Source organism: Intrasporangium zincisolvens, from assembly GCF_034724055.1.
GTDB lineage: Bacteria > Actinomycetota > Actinomycetes > Actinomycetales > Dermatophilaceae > Monashia > Monashia zincisolvens.
In genome coordinates this window covers 19,758-38,415 of the sequence record NZ_JAWIIL010000014.1, presented here as the reverse complement: position 1 = coordinate 38,415, position 18,658 = coordinate 19,758, and the positions used below count along the sequence as shown (strand labels likewise).

Below are 18,658 nucleotides of genomic sequence, written 5' to 3'. Positions count from 1 at the left end.
CCACCCACCACGACGGCCGCCGCACGCGCTCACTGGGGGCTCGATGGCCGAACTCGAGCAACGCAACGACGACACGATCGACCGGGACCGGGCCGACCTCGAGGCGCGTCTCGCCGAGGCGCAGCAGCAGTTCCGGGCCACGAGCGACGTCCTCAAGGTCCTGACGAGCGCCACGCACACCGGACAGCCGGGTCGGGACCGGGTCTTCGACACCGTCGTGGACAACGCGCGGAGGCTGCTCGGTGCGCAGGTGGCGCAGATCTACCTCGTCGACGGTGACTCGTTCGTGCTGGCCCGCTCGAGCGGGCTCACGCCGGAGTTCGTCGACTTCGTCGCCGAGCACCCGATTGCCCGTGACCGGTCCACCCTGGTCGGACGTGTCGCGATGGACCGGGTCATCCACCGCATCGACGACGTCCTGGCCGACCCGGGGTACGGGCGCACGGACTTCCAGCGGCTCGGCGGCTACCGGACCATGATGGGCGCGCCCATGGTCGTGGGCAACGAGGTGGTCGGCGCGCTCAACGTGTGGCGCACCGAGGTCGACCCGTTCGACGCGCGGGCCGAGGAGCTGCTGACGACGTTCGCCGAGCAGGCCGCCCTCGCGCTGCGCCACGTCGAGCTCTTCGCCGCCGTCGAGAGCCGGTCGGCCGAGCTGGCCCGCAAGGTCGACCAGCTCGAGGCGCTCGCGGAGGTCGGCGCCGCGATCAGCTCGACCCTCGTGCCCGACGAGATCCTCGCCCTCATCGTCTCCCGGGCCGTCGAGCTGTCGGGGACCGACGGCGGGTCGCTCATGGAGTTCGACGAGCAGACCGGCCTGTTCGGCGTCCGCACCGTGTCGGGGACGAGCCCGGAGGTCATCGCCGCCCTCCGCGCTGCCGAGATCCACATCGACCGCACCTGGGTCGGGCGGTCCGCCCTGACCCGCGAGGTGCTGCAGATCCCCGACCTCGACGCGGAACCGCTGCCCCTCGACGAGCACCTCGCGGTGCTGCACGGCTCGGGGTGGCGCTCACTCGTGGCCATCCCGCTGTCGCGGGCGGACCGGGTCGTCGGGGCGCTCGTCGTGCGGCGCAAGTCGCCCGGCAGCTTCAGCACCGAGACGTGCGAGCTGCTGGCCACGTTCGCCAACCAGTCGGCCGTCGCTCTCACCAACGCCCGGCTCTACCAGCAGCTCGAGCAGCAGAGCGTCGAGCTCGCCGAGGCCAGCCGGCACAAGTCCGAGTTCCTCGCGAGCATGTCGCACGAGCTGCGCACCCCGCTCAACGCCGTCATCGGGTTCTCCGAGGTGCTGCTCGAGCGGATGTTCGGCGACCTCAACGAGCGCCAGGAGGACTACCTCCGGGACATCCACTCCGCCGGCCGCCACCTGCTCGCCCTGCTGGGCGACATCCTCGACCTGTCGAAGATCGAGGCGGGACGGATGGAGCTCGACCTCACGACCTTCCCGATGGAAGACGTTCTCGCGCAGGCCATCTCGCTCGTGCGGGAGCGCGCGACGCTGCACGGCATCGACCTCACCCTCGAGACCCCGGACGTGCTGGGCGCGATCACGGCCGACGAGCTGCGGCTCAAGCAGGTGCTGCTCAACCTGCTGAGCAACGCGGTCAAGTTCACGCCCGACGGCGGACGCGTCGAGGTGCGATCCTGGCGTGACGGTGACGACGTCTGCGTGACCGTCACCGACACCGGGATCGGGATCGACCCCGCCGACCAGGAACGGATCTTCGACTCCTTCCAGCAGGGCGAACGGTCGGCGTCGACGAGCGAGGGCACCGGTCTCGGGCTCACGCTGAGCCGCCGGATCATCGAGCTGCACGGGGGGCGGCTCTGGCTCTCGAGCACGCCCGGCGAAGGCAGCACGTTCGGCATCTCGGTGCCGCAGCGTGCACCCAGCGCGCCGTTCGAGGAGGACCGGTGGGCCGAGGAGGACGACGCCGCGTCGGGCCCCCTGGTCGTCGTCATCGAGGACGACGCGCGGTCGGCCGAGCTCGTCGGGCTGCACCTGCGCGTCGCCGGCCTGCGCGCGCTCGGGGCCTCGACGGGCGAGGAGGGCCTCGAGCTCGTGCGCACCCAGCTGCCCGTCGCCGTCGTCCTCGACATCCACCTGCCCGGGATGAACGGGTGGGAGGTCCTCACCGAGCTGAAGTCCGACCCGGTGACGGCCTCGGTCCCCGTCGTCATCGTCAGCGTCGAGCCCGAGCGCGGGCGCGGGTTCGCCCTCGGAGCCACCGAGTACCTCGTCAAACCGGTCAGCGGCGAGCACCTGCTGGCGGCCGTCTCGCGCGTGCTGCCGCACCGGGCGCCGGAGGACGGTGCCCCCGGGCCTCGCCTCAGCGTCGTCGTCGTCGACGACGACCCGCTCGCCCTCAAGCTGGTGCGCAGCACGCTGGAGCCGCTGGGATGGGAGGTCCACACGTGCACGGGAGGCCGGGAGGCCGCCGACGTCGTCCGAGAGGTCGCACCGTCGGTCGTCGTCATCGACCTGCTCATGCCGCAGGTCGACGGGTTCGCCGTCATCGACGAGCTGCGTCCCGAGCGCGACTCGGACGGGCCGCCGATCGTCGTGCTCACCGCCAAGACCCTGACGCCCCAGGACCGCTCGCGGTTGGAGGGTCGGATCGAGTTCGTGGCGCAGAAGGCCGGACTCGACCTGCCCGGGCTCGCCCGACGGTTGGCGGCCGTCGCCTCCGCCCACGACGACGAGGACTCGCCGTGACCCGCCCACCCGTCGTGCTCCTCGTCGAGGACAACGAGCGCAACCTCAAGCTCGCCCGCGACGTGCTCGAGTACGCGGGGTTCACCGTCGTCGTCGCCACCACCGGGGAGGAGGGCGTCGAGCAGGCTCGAGAGGCGATGCCCGACGTCATCCTCATGGACCTCCAGCTGCCCGGCATCGACGGGTTCGCCGCCCTCGAGCAGATCCGCAGCCACGCGCCGACCGCCGACATCCCGGTCGTGGCGCTCACTGCCTTCGCGATGCGCAGCGACCGCGAGCGGGTGCTCACCTCGGGCTTCTCGGGCTACCTGGAGAAGCCGATCAGCGTGCGGGAGTTCCCGGCTCAGGTGCGACGCCACCTGCCGCACCGGGACGGGGCCGTGGAGCGCTGATGGGCATCTCCGCGGACGCCCTCGCGCAGCCCCTGACGGGGGTGCGGGTGCTCGTCGTCGACGACCTCGAGCAGAACCGCAAGCTGATGCACGCCGTCCTCGAGCCGCGCGGCTTCGTGGTGCGCTCGGAGTCCTCGGGCGATGCGGCGCTCGAGGCACTGGAGCAGACCGAGGTCGACGTCGTGCTCCTCGACGTGCTCATGCCCGGCCTCGACGGCTACGAGACGTGCGCCCGCATCAAGTCCGACCCGCGCACGGCCCTGCTCCCCGTCGTCATGGTGACCGCGAGCGGCGCGCAGCAGCGGGTCCGGGCGTTGGAGGTGGGGGCCGACGACTTCATCACCAAGCCCTTCGACGCGGCCGAGCTGCTGGCTCGCGTCCGGTCCCTCGCCCGCGTCAAGCGGCTGCACGACGTCGTCCTCGAGCAGTCGCGGGCGCTGGAGCGCTGGAACGCCGAGCTCGAGTCGCGCGTGGCCGCACAGGTGGAGGACCTCGAGCGGCTCGGGCGTCTGCGCCGCTTCCTGTCCCCGCAGATCGCCGGGCTCATCGTCGAGTCGGGCGACGAGTCGTTCCTCGAGAGCCACCGGCGCGACATCACGACGGTCTTCACCGACCTGCGCGGCTTCACGGCGTTCGCCGAGACCGCCGAGCCCGAGGAGACGATGACGGTCCTGCGCGAGTACCACGCCACCCTCGGCGACCTCGTCTTCGCCTACGGGGGGACGCTCGAGCACTTCGCCGGCGACGGCCTCATGGTGTTCTTCAACGACCCGCCGCCGTGCCCCGACGCGCCCCGCCGAGCGGTGCTGATGGCCCTGGAGATGCGCGACCGCGTCGACGCGCTCACCGACGCGTGGCGCAGGCGCGGCTACGACCTCGGCTTCGGTGTCGGCATCGCCCAGGGCTACGCGACGCTCGGGCGGGTCGGGTTCGAGGGGCGCTGGGACTACGCCGCGATCGGCACGGTGACGAACGTGGCCGCCCGCCTCTGTGCGTCCGCGGCCGCGCGCCAGGTGCTCGTCAGCCCACGCGTCCTCGCCGGCCTCGACGACCGTTTCGAGACCCGGTCGCTCGGCCTGCGCGAGCTGCGCGGCATCGCGCGACCCCTCGAGGTCCACGAGGTCGTCGGCGTCACCGATGCCGCCATTGCCGCCGACGCCGCCGGTGCCGCCGGTGTCGACGGTGTCGACGGTTTCGCCGGTGGCCGCGCGGATGACACCGCCGCCCCGGGCCCGGGACGGGAGCGAGCCAGGGGAATCGGCACGGTCGAGCAGGAGGCCACACCATGAACGAACCGAGGACCGACGCAGCCACGGGTGGGCTCGCCGACCTGGACGAGGCCGACGTCGAGCGCCTCTTCGACGCCCTCCAGGCCCGGCTGCCCGCCGTCTGGCGGCTCTGGCATCAGGACGACCCACGCGAGTCGGTCGTCGTCGTCCCGTCGATGAGCATCGACCGCATCGGTCCGTCGGCAGGTGCGATGAACCAGGCCCTCGAGGAGCGGCTCCTCTTCCTGCTGCTGCTCCTGCGCCAGCCGCGGCTCCGGATGGTCTTCGTGACCTCGATGCCGGTCAGCGAGGCGATCATCGAGTACTACCTCTCGCTGCTGCCCGGCGTCATCCCGAGCCACGCCCGCTCCCGCCTCGAGCTGGTCGCCGTCGGCGACTCCTCCGCGACGCCCCTCACCGACAAGCTGCTCCGACGCCCTCGGCTGCTCGCCCACATCGCCTCACTCGTGCCCGACCCCGAGCGGTCGCACCTCATCCCGTACAACACCACGATGCGGGAGCGCGACCTCTCGGTGCTGCTCGGCATCCCGATGTACGCCGCCGACCCCCGCCTGTACCCGCTGGGGACGAAGACCGGGTGTCGGAGGGTCTTCGCCGAGGCCCGTGTCGAGCACCCCTACGGCGCCGAGGACCTGCACTCGACCGACGACGTCGTCGACGCGCTGCTCGACCTGCACGCCGTGCGGCCCTCGGCCGAGTGGGCCATGGTCAAGCTCAACGAGGGGGTGTCCGGCTCGGGCAACGCCCTCGTCGACCTCCGTGGTCTGCCGGCCGTGCCCACGGCCACCACCGACGCGCCACCCGACCCGCGCACCCGTGAGGCGATGCAGGACCGGCTGCGTGCGATGCAGCTCGAGGACGCGACCGTCCCCGTCGACGCCTACCTGCGTCGCCTCGAGGAGAACGGCGGGATCGTCGAGGAGCGCGTCGTCGGCGACGAGGTGCGCAGCCCGAGCGTCCAGCTGCGGGTCACCCCGCTCGGCGAGCTCGAGATCCTCTCGACCCACGACCAGATCCTCGGGGGCCCCACCGGCCAGCTCTACCTCGGGGCACGTTTCCCGGCCGACCCCGCCTACGCCACGACGATCACCCGGGACGCCGAGCGGGTGGGCCGCGTGCTGGCCGAGAAGGGCGTGCTCGGACGCTTCGCCCTCGACTTCGTCGTCGTGCGGCACGGCGACGAGTGGGTGGCCCACGCGATCGAGATCAACCTGCGCAAGGGCGGTACCACGCACCCGTTCCTCACGCTCCAGTTCCTCACCGACGGTGAGTACCTCCACGAGGCGGGCCGGTTCCTCACGCCGTCCGGGCAGGAGCGCCACCTCGTAGCCACCGACCACCTCGAGGACCCGGCGCTCAAGGGGCTGCGGGTCGACGACCTCTTCGACCTCATCGCACGGTCGGGCCTGCACTTCGACCAGTCGCGACAGACCGGGGTCGTCTTCCACATGATCAGCTCGATCACCGAGTGCGGCCGGGTCGGGATGACGGCGATCGGGGACACGCCAGACTCCGCCCAGGAGGTGTTCGACCGGGCGGAGTCGGCGTTGCTCACCGAGGCGCGCGCCTCCCTGCGGCCGCTACCGCTACCGCGTCCGGCACCGGCTTCCGTGCGCCTCGGCGAGGGTCTGCGGTGAGGGGTCAGGGGGCGATCGAGGCCGAGTGGATCAGCGCGCCGATGAAGGCCTGCCGCCAGCTGAGGCGCGTCACGGCGGCCCGTGCGGAGGCTCCTCCGCACTCGCACCGCCAGGTCCACTCGCCGCGTCGCGTCCGGCTGACCCGCGGGTGGTGGTGGGCCAGGTCCGGGTGCCCGTGCCGTGCGGTCGTGGTCGTCATGTCGCCCTCCTGCCTCCGCGAGGGGTTCGCGGCCCCTCGACCTCCGGATGTGCTCGGACACGACGATCCCGGTTCGGCAGCCGCCCGTCTGTGCCCGCGGCGACACGACGCGTGTGCCCGGGGGCACGCGGCGACGGCTCGACGGACATGACCACGGCTCCCGGCCTGCTGGCCGACCTCGGCCCTGAAGAGCGCCGCGCGGTGCTCGCCCGCATGCATCGGCGGACGTTCGCCGCGGGTGAGATCGTCTGCCACGAGGGCGATCTCGCCGAAACGGTGCACTTCGTCGTCGAGGGCCGGGTCGTCGCCTGGCGGGCGTCGGACTCAGGAGACGTGCACGCCTACGCCGTCATGGGCCCGGGACAGACCTTCGGTGAGCTGGCGATGATCCGGCGTGACGGCCGGCGCACGGCGACCGTCGAGGCGATCGAGCCGACGGTGACGATGACGCTCTCCTTCGTCGAGTTCGAGCGACTCTGCGCGGCGCACCCGGAGGTCAACCGGCTGCTCCTGCGGCTGCTCGCGGCCCGCGTCGCCCGCCTCACGGACGCCCTCATGGAGGCGCTGCACCAGCCGGCGGAGCAGCGGGTGGTGCGACGCCTGGCCGGACTGTGCGACGTCTACGCGTCGCGGTCCCCGGCGTCGTCACCGGTGCGCGACCCGGTGACGGTCCTCGTCCCGCTGAACCAGACCGACCTGGCCGAGCTGGCCGGGGTCACCCGCCCGACGGCCAACCGCGTGCTGCGGCACCTCGAGGCCGAGGGCGTCGTCGAGCTGCTCCGTGGGCGCATCTCGGTGCGGGACCCCGACGCCCTCCGGCGCCTGGCCGGCGCCGGACGCCAGGCCCGTCACGGGTGACCCCACCCGTCGGTCCCGAGCCCGGCGCCGGCCCGGCGGCTCAACGGGACAGGCCGTACCGCGCCGAGTCCATGGTCAGCGGCACCGGTTCGGTGAACCGCGTGCACCGGCCCTGGGCCGAGCAGGTCGCGAGTACGTTCCTCGCCCCGGGCCGGCCGACGTCGAGCAGCACCTCGAGCGCCAGCGTCCCGCCGGGCAGGAAGCGCGCCTCGGGGAGCCCGGCGCCCTTGAGCCGCAGGTCGATCCGGCCGGAGGCGATGTCGAGCACCTCGATGACCGCGGCTCCCTCACCGTCGGTCGTGACCGGGTAGCCGACGAGGCTCGTGCCGTCCGGCGAGAAGCCGGTGGGCACGAACTCGCCGCACGAACGTGCCCTGAGCACCGGCTCGGCGCCGCTGACGTCCACGACCTCGGTGCACCCTGCAGTCACGTCGGCGTTGGGCGTCCAGAGCGCCGCCAGGCCGCGGGTGCCGTCGACGGCGCGCACCACCCCGGCGTCGGTGTAGCGGTCGATGACGTTGCTCGACAGGTCCCAGACGTAGCTCCGGCCGACCACGCGGTTGCCGAGCAGCACCCGCTGGCCGACGAACCCGGCCAGCTCGACGTCGTGGAGCAGGTTGGTCTTGGTCTCGACCTCACGACCCCGGGCGTCGAAGACGGTGGCGGACGCGTCGGAGCCCGAACCCCCGGGTACGCGCACCAGGACGGCGAAGCGGGTGCCGTCGGCGTCGGCCACCACCTGGGCGGCATGCCGCGGCGGGACGGTGAGCGCCGTGGCCACGGTGGTGCCGTCGGCGCGCACGATCCGGACCGGGCCCCCGGTGTCCCAGGCGTCGGGGAGCACGACGCCCGTCCCGCCGGCGAGGGAGGTCCACGTCCAGCGCTCCGGCACGTCGAGACGTGCCGAGGAGCCCCCGACGTGGATGGTGTCGTCGAGCCGCCAGGCGACGTCGGGTGCGGGACCCGCCGCGAGCGTCGACCCGAGGGTCACGGTGCGTCGGGGCGTGCGGGTGTTGTCCCGGGTGACGACCGGTGAGCCCGCCGACGTGGCAGCGGTCGCGGGGCGCGTGGCCGGCGTCGCGGGGGCCGTGGTGCCGGACGGGGCGGAGGAGGTGGGGATGCTCGTGGTCGTCGTCGGCTCTGTCGTGGTGAGGCTGCTCGTCGTGGCCGGGACCACCGGCGCCCGGTCCGCGCGCAGGCTGCTCCACGCGATCGGCGTCGCGACCGCGAGCACCGCGACCGCGGCGACCACGCTCGTCCCGACGGTGCGGTTGCGGCGGATGGCGCGCGAGCGTCGCACGGCGCCGCCGGTGAGGTCGGTCGACGCGGCGACGCGGTCGAGGTGGCCGTGCAGGGCAGCCCCGAGGCGCTGCTGCAGGTCGTCCGGGGTCGTGGGGTCGGGGTTCATCGGGTCGGTGGTCATGCGGGGACCTCCTCGAGCTTGGTCCGGAGGGATGCGAGGGCGCGGTGGGTCTGGCTCTTCACCGTGCCGATGGAGCAGCCGAGGATCTCGGCGGTCTGGGCCTCGGAGAGGTCCTCGTAGTAGCGCAGGGCCACGGCGGCTCGCTGGCGTGGTGGGAGGGCGAGCACCTGACGCCACAGGTCGTCGTCGACCCGGCCGTCGGCCGACCCGCCGGGCGCCGGGCGGGCGTCGGAGTGCGCGGCGTCGAAATCGAGCCGTTCACGGTGGCGCCAGGCCCGGCGCCACCAGTTCGTGTGCTCGTTGACCATGACCTTGCGCACCCAGGCCTCGACGGCCTCGGTCGAACGGATCGTGTCCCACTTGAGGTAGAGCCGCGCGAGGGCGGTCTGGGTCAGGTCCTCGCCGCTCATCCGGTCGCCGGTGAGGAGGTAGCCGAAGCGCACGAGGGCGTGCTGGCGGGCCCGGACGAACGCGGCGAAGTCGTCCTCGGCCTGGGGTGACTGCATCGTGAGTGCCTCTCTGGCGGCTCCCCCTGTGGAGCCGTCGACCGCAGGACGCGGTCGGCCCCCGAAATGGTTGCACCTCACGGGGTCCCGTCCGGACCGTGACCCCATCGTGACCGACGCTGCCGACGGACGGGACGAACGGCAGGTCCCGGCGCGTGGCGCCGGAACCTGCCGTCGGGTGGTGCGCGGTGCGGCCTCAGCTCACGGGAGCTCGAGGAAGGCGTTGCGCAGGAGGGGCTGGTTGTTGACGAACCCGTAGCCGGCGCAGGCGGATGCGCTGCACGAGACCCGCGAGTCGACGCCGACGCGCATGTCGATGTGCAGGTGCGAGTCGGTGCAGAGGGCGTGGTACTTCGTGCCCACGTAGCCGATGCGCTGGCCCTTGCTCACCGACTGGCCGACCGACACGACGGGCGCCGGGCTGTCGTCCATGTGCGCGAAGTACCAGAGGCGCCCGAACCCGTCCTTGACCGTGACGGTGCTGCCGACGCTGTTGCAGGCGGTGCTGCCAGCTCGGACGTTCCTCGTCATGACGGTGCCGTTGACGGGGGAGAGCACGGAGGTGCCGGTCGCGGCGAAGATGTCGGACGCGTTGTAGTCGTGGTGGCAGTTGACCTTGCTGTCCCAGCACCAGTGCGGCGTCCGGTTCTTGATGTCGGCTTGGTTGACGGCCAGCGGGAAGCGCAGCGACGCGTCTCCGACGATCTGAGAGGCGTTGTTGTTCTTGACGTTCGCGTTGAGGTCGACCTTGGCCCCGTCCGGGATCTGGTCGTACGTGCCGCCGAAGTCGCTGTTGTAGAAGACGTACACCGGCTTGCCGGTGCGGTTCCACACCGACGCGGTGTTGTTCTTGACGCACTGGCCCTGGCCGGCGCCGCTGCTGACGAACTCGATGCAGCCGGAGCCGCTGCCGTAGTCGCGCTGGGAGTTGACGAGGTCGACGCGTGAGCCGGCGTTGTCGCTGTTGTAGTAGAGGCAGAACTCGCCGTCCTCGCAGACGCCGTTGCGGGCGGTGGCGCTGGCCGATGGGGCGCCGGCGACGAGGGCGGCGGCCAGGGCCGCCATGGCGACGACGGCCGTACCGAACTTCCTGAGCATGGGAGTGACCTTTCCCGAGCAGAAGCAGTGGTGCTGCGGACCCTCCGCACTGAACCCCTCTCGGCTAACAAGCCGCTAACCGGCGTCGTCCGGGACGGGGCGTCATGATGGGCCGGTGACGATCTACCACCTGGCCGAGCAGTCCCACTGGGAGCAGGCCCTGCGCGACGGCGCCTACACACGGTCGACGCGGCAGCTGTCCCTCGAGCAGGAGGGCTTCATCCACGCGTCGACGGCGCAGCAGTGGCCGGTGGTGCGGCGACGCTTCTACGGCGATGTCACCGAGCCGCTCGTCCTGCTCGAGATCGACGAGTCGCGGCTCGGGTCGCGGGTCGTGTACGAGGTCGGCGACCCGGAGACGGGCGAGGAGTTCCCGCACGTGTACGGGCCGGTCGAGGTCGACGCCGTCGTGGCCACCACGGTGCTGCCGCCGCCGCACGCCTGAACCCCAGACCGTCGAGCGGCCACGTCCGGCGCTCTCCCTCTCGTCGAGAGGCCGCGTTCGGCGAGGTCAGTCGGGGCGGATGCGGCCGCGCCCCGACTTGACCTCGCTCCGGCGCTTCTTGCCGGCGAGGCGCCGGTGCTGGGAGCCGCGGGTCGGCTTCGTCGCGCGCCGGGCCGGCGGCGGGGGAGCGAGCGCATCGCGCAGCAGCGCCTCGAGGCGCTCGCGGGCGGCTGCGCGGTTGCGCAGCTGGGACCGGTGCTCCGACGCGACGACCGAGACGCGTCCGGCGACGAGCCGCCCCGCGAGGGCCGCGACGGCGCGCTCGCGCTGGGTCGGCGTCAGGGCGCTCGACGTGCCGGGCTCGAAGAGCAGCTCGACGCGGCTGTCGGTCGTGTTGACGCCCTGGCCGCCCGGACCGGACGACCGGCTGAACCGCTCGAGCAGCTCGGCCGCGGGGATGACGAGGCCGCGTCGCAACCCGGGACCCGGGGCGACGACGAGGTCCTGGCCCGGTTCGCTCACCCCGCCATTGTGCGGGACGACGCCGGGTCAGCGCGGGGGCATGCGGAGGGCGCCGTCGAGGCGGATGACCTCGCCGTTGAGCATCGGGTTGTCGACGATGTGGCGCACCAGCGAGGCGTACTCCACCGGGTTGCCGAGGCGCGAGGGGTGCGGCACCTGCTTCTCGAGGATCTCCTTGACCTCACCCGGCAGGCCGGCGAGCATCGGCGTCTCGAAGGTGCCGGGCGCGATGGTCATGACGCGGATCGCCTTGTCCGCCAGGTCGCGTGCGGCCGAGAGGGTCAGCCCGACGATGCCGCCCTTGCTCGCGGCATAGGCGGCCTGGCCGATCTGCCCGTCGAACGCGGCGATGCTCGCGGTGTTGACGATGACGCCTCGGTCGCCGTCGACGAGCTCGTTGCCGAGCATCGCCGCGGCGGCGAGGCGCAGCACGTTGAACGAGCCGACGAGGTTGATGTCGATGACGGTGCGGAACGTGTCGAGCGAGAGCGGACCGCCTCGGCCGATGACCCGGCCCGGGGTGGCGACGCCGGCGCAGTTGACCGCGATGCGCAGCTCGCCGAGCGAGGTGGCGCGGTCGACGGCGGCCTGCACCTGCGCCTCGTCGCGCACGTCGGCGGGGACGAAGACGACGTGGTCGCCGCCGAGCTCGTCGACGAGAGCCGGGGCGGTCGAGCCCTCGAGGTCGATGACGACAGCCTTGGCGCCGTCGGCCACGAGGCGCCGCACGGTGGCCCCACCGAGGCCCGAGCCTCCGCCGGTCACGAGGGCGACGGTCGAGGAGTTCAGCTGCATGGCAAGGCCTTTCGGTTCAGGGGCGTCGTTCGGAAGTGGCCGTGGGTGGCCGGCAGGTCAGCGGACCTGGGCGAGCAGGTGGCGGGACACGACGAGGCGCTGGATCTGGTTGGTGCCCTCGAAGATCTGGGTGACCTTGGCCTCGCGCATGTAGCGCTCGAGCGGGAAGTCCTCGGTGTAGCCGGCGCCGCCGAGCACCTGGACCGCGTCGGTCGTCACCTTCATCGCCGCGTCGGTGGCGACGAGCTTGGCGACGGCTGCCTCCTTGCTGAAGGCGCGGCCGGCGTCCTTGAGGCGCGCGGCGTGCAGGTAGGTGGCGCGGGCGCTCGTGACCGCGGCCTCCATGTCGGCGAGGAGGAAGGCGAGGCCCTGGAAGTCGGCGATCCGGCGTCCGAACTGCTCGCGCTCCGACGCGTACCGCGCGGCGGCGTCGAGGGCGGACTGGGCGAGGCCGGTGGCGGCCGCGGCGATGCCCAGCCGGCCGGCGTCGAGGGCCGAGAGGGCGGTCTTCATGCCGTCGCCCTCGGCTCCGACGAGGCGGGCGGCCTCGACGGGGACGGCGTCGAACATGACCTGCGCGACGGGGTCGCAGTGCAGGCCCATCTTGCGCTCGGGCTCGGCGAAGGTCAGCCCGGGCGCGTCGCCGGGGACGACGAACGTCGACAGGCCCTTGCCGCCGTCGTCGGAGGTGCGGGCGAAGGTCGTGTAGTAGTCGGCGTGGCCGGCGTGGCTGATCCACGCCTTGGTGCCCTTGAGGCTCCAGCCGTCGGCGGTGCGCGTGGCGCGGGTCGTCATCGAGGCGATGTCGGAGCCGGCGAGCGGCTCGGACAGGCAGTAGGCGCCGAGCTGCTCGCCGGAGAGCATGCCGGGCAGCAGCGCCGCCTTCTGCACGTCCGTGCCGTAGGTCGCGACGGGGTAGGCGGTGAGGCTGTGGACGCTGACGCCGACGGCGACGCTCATCCAGACCGACGCGATCTCCTCGACGACCTGCAGGTACACCTCGTAGGGCTGGTCGGCCCCGCCGAACTCCTCCGGGTAGGGCAGCGACAGCAGCCCGGCCCGTCCGAGCGTCCGGAACGCCTTCTCGGGGAACTCGCGGCCGCGCTCGGCGGCGTCGACCTGCGGGGCGAGGTCCTTGCGGCAGATCTCGCGCGTCAGCTCGATGAGGTCGGCGGCGTCGTCGGTGGGCATCAGCCTCGTCGCTGGCATGGCGAAATACTAGGACGTCCGAGCATCTCGTCCAAAATGTGGGACGCATCGGACGGCCCGGCCCGACAAACGCGGTGCGCGAAACCCTGCGACGGTCCTACGCTCGGCGCGTGCCGAGAGTGCCGAACCTCCTGCTGCGGCCGCTGCGCCCGGCCGATGCGAGACGCACCTTCTACGCGCTGACGGCGGTCAGCGCGTTCGCGTTCTCGGCCTGCTTCACACTCAACCTCGTCTTCCAGTACCGCGTCATCGGCCTCGACCCGTTCCAGATGGTGCTCGTCGGCACGGTCCTCGAGGCCACCTGCTTCCTCTTCGAGGTGCCCACGGGTGTCGTGGCCGACCTCGTCAGCCGGCGGCTGTCGGTCATCATCGGCTTCTTCCTCATCGGCGTCGGCTTCGCGTTCGAGGGCGTCGTCGCGACCTTCGCGGCCGCCGTCGTCGGCAACGTCGTGTGGGGGATCGGCTACACGTTCACCTCGGGTGCGCTCCAGGCCTGGATCACCGACGAGGTGGGGGAGGAGGCCGTCGGGCCGGTCTTCACCCGCGAGACCCAGGTCGACCTCGGCGCGAGCGTCGTCGGCACGCTCGCCGCGGGTCTCCTCGGGCTGGTGGCGCTGCGCGTGCCCGTCGTCGTGTCGGGTGTCGTGCTCATGGGGCTCGCCGTCGGCCTGCTGCTCGTCATGCCCGAGCGCCACTTCCACCCGACGCCGCGCGGGGAGCGGGAGACCTTCGCCCACCTGCGCGCCCAGCTCGTCGGCGGGCTGCGCGTGGCGCGGCACCGACGCGTCGTGCGCGCCTTCCTCCTCGTCAGCCTCCTCGTCGGTCTCTCGAGCGAGGTCTTCGACCGGCTCTGGCGGGTGCGGCTGCTCGACACCTTCGCGATGCCGGACGTCTTCGGCGGCGACGAGGCGCTGGCCTTCACGGCCTTCGCCCTCGTCGGCACGCTCATCTCGCTCGCGGCATCGCTGGCCAGCGGCCGGTGGCTGCCGCGTCGGTTCGTCGACGAGCACCCGGCCGGGCCCGTCGTCGTCGCGGTGACGGTCCAGGTGCTGGCCGTCGTCGGCGTCGCCGTGCTCGGCAACCTGTGGCTCGTCCTCGCATGCGTGTGGCTCCGGGGCGCCGGGCAGGCCTTCGCCGGCCCGATCCAGGCCGCGTGGCTCAACCGCAACCTCGAGTCGGGGACCCGGGCGACCGTCCTGTCGATGAACGGCCAGGCCGACGCCATCGGCCAGGTGGCCGGTGGGCCACCGCTCGGGGCGCTCGCGTCGTGGGCCTCGATCCCGGTGGCGCTGCTCGTGGCGGCCGTCGTGCAGGCGCCGTCGGCCCTCGCCTTCCTGCGGGTGCGCCGCAGCAGCGGCCGTCCCGACGCCGAGCCGGTCGGCGACGTCGCCCCGGCTCCCGCCACGTGACCTGCGGGTCAGCGAGGGTAGGTGCGCACCTCGGTGGCCTTGACCGCGGCCCACAGCTGCTCGCCGACGCGGATGCCGAGGCCGGCCACCGACTCGAGCGTCACCTCGGCGGTCAGGGCGAGGTCGCCCTCGAGCCCGACGCGTGCCGACTGGCCCTGCATCGTCACCGACGCCACCCGCAGCGGCCACGTGTTGCGGGGTGAGCCGTCGGGCCGCGAGCGGTGCAGCGCGACGCCCTGTGGCGGGACCGTCGCCCACACCGGCCCCTCCGTGGGGTCGGTCGTCACGAGGAGCGCCCCGGTCGGGGTCGTGACGTGTCCGTGCGAGTCGCCTTGTCCCGCATAGAGGTTGAGCCCCACGACGGTGGCCACGTACGGACTGCGCGGCTCGCCGAGCACCTCGGCCGGCGTACCGGCCTGCGACACGCGTCCGTCCTCGACGAAGACGAGGTGGTCGGCGAGCGTCAGGGCATCGAGCGGGTCGTGGGTAACGAGAACGGTGACGCCCTCGTAGCCGGCGAGGCGTGCCGCGAGGTCGCTGCGGGTGCGGGCGCGGGTGTCGGGGTCGAGGGCGGCGAGGGGCTCGTCGAGCAGCAGGAGCGACGGGTCGGTGGCCAGGGCCCTTGCCAGCGCCACGCGGGCCTGCTGGCCCGACGACAGCTCGCGCGGGCGCGCGTCAGTGCGCTCGGCGAGGCCGACGCGTCGCAGCTCGTCGACGGCCCGCTCGCGGGCGGTGTGCCGGTCGACGCCGCGGCTGCGCGGTCCGTACGCGACGTTGTCGACGGCGCGCAGGTGCGGGAACAGGAGGCTGTCGGCGAGCATGAGGCCGACCGCGCGCTGCTCGGGCGGGACGCGTCGGTCGCCGTCGTCCCACACCTGCGCCCCGACGCGGACGTGCCCCGCCTCGAGGGGCAGCACGCCGGCGAGGGCGAGGACCGTCGTCGTCTTGCCGCCACCGTTCGGGCCGAGCACGCCGATGACCTGCCCCGGCTGCGCAGACAGTGCGACGTCGACCTCGGTCTGCCCGCGGCGCAGGCGAACCCGAGCGTCGAGGTGGCCAGCACCCTGCTGCGTCGAGGCACTCATCGCAGCCACCGTCCGCGGAGGACGCCGAGCACGAGCACGCTCACACCGAGCAGCAGGATCGAGATCGAGATGGCCACCTGCGGGTCGCGCTCCAGCTCGACGTAGACGAGCAGGGGGAGGGTCTGGGTGCGGCCCTGGAAGTTGCCGGCGAAGGTGATCGTCGCGCCGAACTCGCCGAGGGCACGGGCCCACGCGAGGGCGAGGCCGCTCGCGATGCCCGGCAGCACGAGCGGGATGCCGACGGTGCGCAGGTAGCGCAGGTCGCTCGCGCCGAGGGTGCGGGCCACCGACTCGAGGCGCGGGTCGAGCCCGCGCATGGCGCCCTCGACAGCGAGCACGTAGTACGGCATCGCGACGAACGTCTCGGCGAGCACGACCGCCACCGTCGTGAACGGGATCTGGATGCCGAACGGCGAGAGGTACTGTCCGAGAAGGCCGTTGCGCCCCCACGTCATGAGCAGGGCCACACCGCCGACCACCGGGGGCAGCACGAGCGGCACCGTGAGCAGGGCCCGCAGCCAGCTCGTGGCGGTGCTGTCCGAGCGTGCGAGGAGCCAGGCGAGCGGCGTGCCGAGCAGCAGGCACAGGACCGCGGTGCACGACGTCGTCGTCAGCGACAGCCGCAGGGCCGGCAGCACCGTCGGCGTCGCAAGATCGGACGGGATGCGCGCCCAGTCGGCCCGCAGCAGCAGGGCCACGAGCGGCACGACGAGCAGCAGCAGCGCCACCGCCGCCGGCACGCCGAGGGCGACGCGCGAGCGCCAGCCTCCGCCCTGCCTCATGTCACAGCATCCTGCCCGCGCGGGGCGGGCCCGGCGCTCAGGGCGCGCCGAACCCGAACGACTGCACCGTGGCCAGACCCTTCGCGCTGAGGACGTATGCGACGAAGGCCTTCGTCGCGGCGTCGTCGGCCAGCGTGATGACGGGGTAGTCGAGCGTCGTGTTGTCCTTCGCCGGGATCTCGACGCCCTCGACCGCGTCCTTGGCCGACACGACGTCGGAGTGATAGACGACGGCGGCGTCGGCCTCGCCGAGCTTGACCTTGGCCAGCGTGGCCTTGACGTCGACCTCCTTGCTCACGACGTTGGGCGTGATGCCGGCCTTGGTGAAGACCTTCTGGGCCGCCTTGCCGCACGGCACGGTGTCGGCGCAGAGGACGACCTTGACGTCGGGCTTGGCGAGGTCGGCGAGCGTGGTGACCTTGGCCGGGTTGCCCGGCGGGACGGCGATCTCGAGCACGTTGGTCGCGAAGTTCTTCGTGCCCTTGACGAGGCTCTGGTCGAGCGGGTCGGCGGCCGCGGTGCCGGCGAGGGCGAGCACCGATGCGGGGGCGCCGTTGTTCGCCTGCTGCACGAGCGTCGCGCTCGAGCCGTAGGAGGTGTCGACGCTGACGCCGGGGTTGGCGCCCTCGAAGTCCTTCTTCAGCTGGTCGAACGACTCGGTGAGCGAGGCGGCTGCGAGGACCGTGACGGTCCCCTGGAGGGAGGCCGCCGGGGCACCGGACTTCCCCGGCTGTCCGGTGCCGTCGGCGGACGAGGGGGTGGTGCTGCCGCACGCGGCGAGCACCAGGGCCGTGAGCACGGGGACCGCCGGGAGGAGAGCGGCACGGGTGCGGTTCATGCGGGGACCTCCACGACGACGTGGGTGGACTTGACCGAGGCCACCGCGACCGACCCGACCTCGAGACCGAGGTCGTCGACGGACTCGCTCGACAGCAGGGAGACGATGCGGAAGGGCCCGCACTGCATCTCGACCTTGGCCATGACGGTGTCCTTGGTGATGGCGGTGATGATGCCGCGCATCCGGTTGCGGGCGGACGCGCCCCCGATGGCGCCGACCGCAGCCGGATGCGCGAGCTCCTGGGCGACGGCGGCCAGCTGTGCACCGTCGACGGTGCGACGCCCGGCCTCGTCGGTGCCGCCCGCGAGGCGTCCGGCGTCGACCATCCGGCGGACGGTGTCGTCGGAGACGCCGAGCAGGGCGGCGGCCTCGGTGATGCGCAGGTGCGGCATGAAGATGACTCTACACACGCATCTGCGGCTGGACGATGGGATGTCCACCCGCAAGGCGACGCCTCGAGTGCCAGGGGTTGACGCGGCGGCTTCGTCGGCGTTTAATCAACGTATCGATTGATCAAGGAGTTAGTTGACAATGATTCTCTCGCCGGTGTCCGAGGCCGACCTCGACCGCGCCTTTGCGGCCCTGGCCGACCCGGTGCGGCGCGCGATCATCGCCCGCCTCAGCCGGGGCGCCGCGACCGTCAACGAGCTCGCCGAACCGTTCTCGATCAGCAAGCAGGCCGTGAGCAAGCACATCCAGGTGCTCGAGACCGCCGGACTCGTGAGCCGGACCCGCGACGCGCAACGGCGTCCGGTCCACCTCGAGGCCGCCCGGCTCGAGGCCCTGACGGCCTGGATCGACCGCTACCGCCTCGTCGCCGAGCAGCGCTTCCGCAGCCTCGACGCCGTCCTGGCGCGCACCCAGAGCAGCACCGACAGCACCACCAGCAGTACCGACAGCACCATCACCCCCAACCATCAGGACACCACCGAGGAGCACCAGAAATGAACAACCCGCTGAACATCGACGCCCCCGCCGGCGTGCCGTGGATCGACTTCACACGCGAGTTCGACGCCCCCGTCGACGCCGTCTTCAACGCCCACCGCGACCCCGAGCTGGTCCGCCAGTGGCTCGGCCCGCGCGGCTACGAGATGGTCATCGACCACTGGGACTTCACCTCAGGCGGCGGCTACCGCTACACCCACCGCGACGGCGACAACGTCTACGGCTTCCGGGGCACGTTCCACACGGTCCGCGACAACGAGCTCGCCATCCAGACCTTCGAGTTCGAGGGCGCCCCCGACGAGGTCGCCATCGAGTTCATGCGCTTCGTCGACCTCGGCGACGGCCGCTGCCGGCTCGAGGGCCACAGCGTCGGCCCCACGGTCGAGGGTCGCGACATGATGATCCAGAGCGGCATGGAGAAGGGCATGGTCGAGGGCTACGAGCGCCTCGACGAGCTCGTCGCAGCCTCCTCCAGCGCGCCCGCCGACGCCGCGTCGAAGGGCTGAG

Annotated in this window: 20 protein-coding genes; 9 read left to right on the top strand and 11 right to left on the bottom strand. The window is 72.6% G+C overall.

Annotated features, from left to right (window positions below; translation table 11 throughout):
- The first annotated feature begins 43 nt into the window (after window positions 1-43).
- Genes RY076_RS22480 through RY076_RS22465 form a run of 4 tightly spaced genes read left to right on the top strand, consistent with a single transcriptional unit; the run spans window position 44 to window position 6,037 of the window.
- Complete coding sequence (locus RY076_RS22480) at window positions 44-2,719, top strand: GAF domain-containing protein (protein ID WP_323102003.1); 2,676 nt, start codon at window positions 44-46, stop codon at window positions 2,717-2,719.
- On the top strand, window positions 2,716-3,111 hold the full coding sequence (locus RY076_RS22475; RefSeq protein WP_323102001.1) for a response regulator: 396 nt from the start codon (window positions 2,716-2,718) through the stop codon (window positions 3,109-3,111). The genes RY076_RS22480 and RY076_RS22475 overlap by 4 nt, the downstream gene beginning before the upstream one ends.
- On the top strand, window positions 3,111-4,400 hold the full coding sequence (locus RY076_RS22470) for a response regulator (RefSeq protein ID WP_323102000.1): 1,290 nt from the start codon (window positions 3,111-3,113) through the stop codon (window positions 4,398-4,400). Before RY076_RS22475 ends, RY076_RS22470 begins: the two co-directional genes overlap by 1 nt.
- Window positions 4,397-6,037 (top strand): peptide ligase PGM1-related protein, encoded by a 1,641-nt coding sequence (locus tag RY076_RS22465; RefSeq protein ID WP_323101997.1) that lies wholly within the window; start codon window positions 4,397-4,399, stop codon window positions 6,035-6,037. The genes RY076_RS22470 and RY076_RS22465 overlap by 4 nt, the downstream gene beginning before the upstream one ends.
- 4 nt (window positions 6,038-6,041) lie before the next feature.
- Here the strand turns inward: RY076_RS22465 and RY076_RS22460 are convergent, their stop codons facing one another.
- Window positions 6,042-6,236, bottom strand: a complete 195-nt coding sequence (locus RY076_RS22460) for a hypothetical protein (protein ID WP_323101995.1) — start codon at window positions 6,234-6,236, stop codon at window positions 6,042-6,044.
- Window positions 6,237-6,383: 147 nt separating this feature from the next.
- Between RY076_RS22460 and RY076_RS22455 the strand changes: the two genes are divergently transcribed.
- Window positions 6,384-7,094 (top strand): Crp/Fnr family transcriptional regulator, encoded by a 711-nt coding sequence (locus tag RY076_RS22455; protein WP_323101993.1) that lies wholly within the window; start codon window positions 6,384-6,386, stop codon window positions 7,092-7,094.
- Window positions 7,095-7,134: 40 nt separating this feature from the next.
- On the opposite strand, the gene RY076_RS22450 is transcribed toward RY076_RS22455, so the two are convergent.
- The 3 genes from RY076_RS22450 to RY076_RS22440 form a co-directional block, all read right to left on the bottom strand.
- Window positions 7,135-8,517 carry a hypothetical protein gene (locus RY076_RS22450; RefSeq protein WP_323101991.1) on the bottom strand — a complete coding sequence of 461 codons (1,383 nt, stop codon included), beginning with the start codon at window positions 8,515-8,517 and terminating at the stop codon, window positions 7,135-7,137.
- The gene (locus RY076_RS22445) at window positions 8,514-9,023 is read right to left on the bottom strand and encodes a SigE family RNA polymerase sigma factor (protein ID WP_323101989.1); all 510 of its coding nucleotides are present in this window, start codon (window positions 9,021-9,023) and stop codon (window positions 8,514-8,516) included. Before RY076_RS22445 ends, RY076_RS22450 begins: the two co-directional genes overlap by 4 nt.
- 201 nt (window positions 9,024-9,224) lie before the next feature.
- On the bottom strand, window positions 9,225-10,121 hold the full coding sequence (locus RY076_RS22440; RefSeq protein WP_323101986.1) for a peptidoglycan DD-metalloendopeptidase family protein: 897 nt from the start codon (window positions 10,119-10,121) through the stop codon (window positions 9,225-9,227).
- Window positions 10,122-10,236: 115 nt separating this feature from the next.
- Here RY076_RS22440 and RY076_RS22435 point away from each other — a divergent pair, with 115 nt between their 5' ends.
- On the top strand, window positions 10,237-10,566 hold the full coding sequence (locus RY076_RS22435; RefSeq protein ID WP_323101983.1) for a DUF952 domain-containing protein: 330 nt from the start codon (window positions 10,237-10,239) through the stop codon (window positions 10,564-10,566).
- Window positions 10,567-10,632: 66 nt separating this feature from the next.
- On the opposite strand, the gene arfB is transcribed toward RY076_RS22435, so the two are convergent.
- From arfB to RY076_RS22420, 3 genes are read right to left on the bottom strand one after another with little or no spacing between them, the layout of a single operon-like run.
- Window positions 10,633-11,088, bottom strand: a complete 456-nt coding sequence (arfB, locus tag RY076_RS22430) for an alternative ribosome rescue aminoacyl-tRNA hydrolase ArfB (RefSeq protein ID WP_323101981.1) — start codon at window positions 11,086-11,088, stop codon at window positions 10,633-10,635.
- A gap of 27 nt (window positions 11,089-11,115) precedes the next feature.
- Complete coding sequence (locus tag RY076_RS22425; RefSeq protein ID WP_323101978.1) at window positions 11,116-11,883, bottom strand: SDR family NAD(P)-dependent oxidoreductase; 768 nt, start codon at window positions 11,881-11,883, stop codon at window positions 11,116-11,118.
- A 57-nt stretch (window positions 11,884-11,940) separates the two neighbouring features.
- The gene (locus RY076_RS22420; protein ID WP_323101976.1) at window positions 11,941-13,092 is read right to left on the bottom strand and encodes an acyl-CoA dehydrogenase family protein; all 1,152 of its coding nucleotides are present in this window, start codon (window positions 13,090-13,092) and stop codon (window positions 11,941-11,943) included.
- A 110-nt stretch (window positions 13,093-13,202) separates the two neighbouring features.
- On the opposite strand from RY076_RS22420, the gene RY076_RS22415 reads away from it, so the two are divergent.
- Entirely contained in the window at window positions 13,203-14,501 is a 1,299-nt protein-coding gene (locus RY076_RS22415) for an MFS transporter (RefSeq protein WP_323101972.1), read from the top strand.
- A gap of 8 nt (window positions 14,502-14,509) precedes the next feature.
- Here the strand turns inward: RY076_RS22415 and RY076_RS22410 are convergent, their stop codons facing one another.
- From RY076_RS22410 to RY076_RS22395, 4 genes are read right to left on the bottom strand one after another with little or no spacing between them, the layout of a single operon-like run.
- A complete protein-coding gene (locus RY076_RS22410) occupies window positions 14,510-15,586 on the bottom strand; it encodes an ABC transporter ATP-binding protein (RefSeq protein ID WP_323101970.1) in 1,077 nt (358 codons plus the stop codon).
- Window positions 15,583-16,368, bottom strand: a complete 786-nt coding sequence (locus RY076_RS22405) for an ABC transporter permease (protein WP_323101968.1) — start codon at window positions 16,366-16,368, stop codon at window positions 15,583-15,585. The genes RY076_RS22410 and RY076_RS22405 overlap by 4 nt, the downstream gene beginning before the upstream one ends.
- A gap of 37 nt (window positions 16,369-16,405) precedes the next feature.
- Window positions 16,406-17,206, bottom strand: a complete 801-nt coding sequence (gene modA / locus RY076_RS22400) for a molybdate ABC transporter substrate-binding protein (RefSeq protein WP_323101966.1) — start codon at window positions 17,204-17,206, stop codon at window positions 16,406-16,408.
- Window positions 17,203-17,598 (bottom strand): TOBE domain-containing protein, encoded by a 396-nt coding sequence (locus tag RY076_RS22395; RefSeq protein WP_323101964.1) that lies wholly within the window; start codon window positions 17,596-17,598, stop codon window positions 17,203-17,205. The genes modA and RY076_RS22395 overlap by 4 nt, the downstream gene beginning before the upstream one ends.
- 139 nt (window positions 17,599-17,737) lie before the next feature.
- Here RY076_RS22395 and RY076_RS22390 point away from each other — a divergent pair, with 139 nt between their 5' ends.
- Window positions 17,738-18,154, top strand: coding sequence for an ArsR/SmtB family transcription factor (locus tag RY076_RS22390; protein WP_323101962.1), 417 nt, complete (start codon window positions 17,738-17,740; stop codon window positions 18,152-18,154).
- Window positions 18,151-18,657, top strand: coding sequence for an SRPBCC family protein (locus RY076_RS22385; protein ID WP_323101960.1), 507 nt, complete (start codon window positions 18,151-18,153; stop codon window positions 18,655-18,657). The genes RY076_RS22390 and RY076_RS22385 overlap by 4 nt, the downstream gene beginning before the upstream one ends.
- The last annotated feature ends 1 nt before the right edge of the window (window position 18,658 follow it).

Bases quoted from the DNA above. Each gene is read 5' to 3' on its own strand.
- RY076_RS22480 (WP_323102003.1), top strand. From the start codon at position 44: ATGGCCGAACTCGAGCAACGCAACGACGACACGATCGACCGGGACCGG.
- RY076_RS22470 (WP_323102000.1), top strand. From the start codon at position 3,111: ATGGGCATCTCCGCGGACGCCCTCGCGCAGCCCCTGACGGGGGTGCGG.
- RY076_RS22465 (WP_323101997.1), top strand. From the start codon at position 4,397: ATGAACGAACCGAGGACCGACGCAGCCACGGGTGGGCTCGCCGACCTG.
- RY076_RS22460 (WP_323101995.1), bottom strand. From the start codon at position 6,236: ATGACGACCACGACCGCACGGCACGGGCACCCGGACCTGGCCCACCAC.
- RY076_RS22455 (WP_323101993.1), top strand. From the start codon at position 6,384: ATGACCACGGCTCCCGGCCTGCTGGCCGACCTCGGCCCTGAAGAGCGC.
- RY076_RS22450 (WP_323101991.1), bottom strand. From the start codon at position 8,517: ATGACCACCGACCCGATGAACCCCGACCCCACGACCCCGGACGACCTG.
- RY076_RS22445 (WP_323101989.1), bottom strand. From the start codon at position 9,023: ATGCAGTCACCCCAGGCCGAGGACGACTTCGCCGCGTTCGTCCGGGCC.
- RY076_RS22440 (WP_323101986.1), bottom strand. From the start codon at position 10,121: ATGCTCAGGAAGTTCGGTACGGCCGTCGTCGCCATGGCGGCCCTGGCC.
- RY076_RS22425 (WP_323101978.1), bottom strand. From the start codon at position 11,883: ATGCAGCTGAACTCCTCGACCGTCGCCCTCGTGACCGGCGGAGGCTCG.
- RY076_RS22420 (WP_323101976.1), bottom strand. From the start codon at position 13,092: ATGCCAGCGACGAGGCTGATGCCCACCGACGACGCCGCCGACCTCATC.
- RY076_RS22410 (WP_323101970.1), bottom strand. From the start codon at position 15,586: ATGAGTGCCTCGACGCAGCAGGGTGCTGGCCACCTCGACGCTCGGGTT.
- RY076_RS22405 (WP_323101968.1), bottom strand. From the start codon at position 16,368: ATGAGGCAGGGCGGAGGCTGGCGCTCGCGCGTCGCCCTCGGCGTGCCG.
- modA (WP_323101966.1), bottom strand. From the start codon at position 17,206: ATGAACCGCACCCGTGCCGCTCTCCTCCCGGCGGTCCCCGTGCTCACG.
- RY076_RS22395 (WP_323101964.1), bottom strand. From the start codon at position 17,598: ATGCCGCACCTGCGCATCACCGAGGCCGCCGCCCTGCTCGGCGTCTCC.
- RY076_RS22390 (WP_323101962.1), top strand. From the start codon at position 17,738: ATGATTCTCTCGCCGGTGTCCGAGGCCGACCTCGACCGCGCCTTTGCG.
- RY076_RS22385 (WP_323101960.1), top strand. From the start codon at position 18,151: ATGAACAACCCGCTGAACATCGACGCCCCCGCCGGCGTGCCGTGGATC.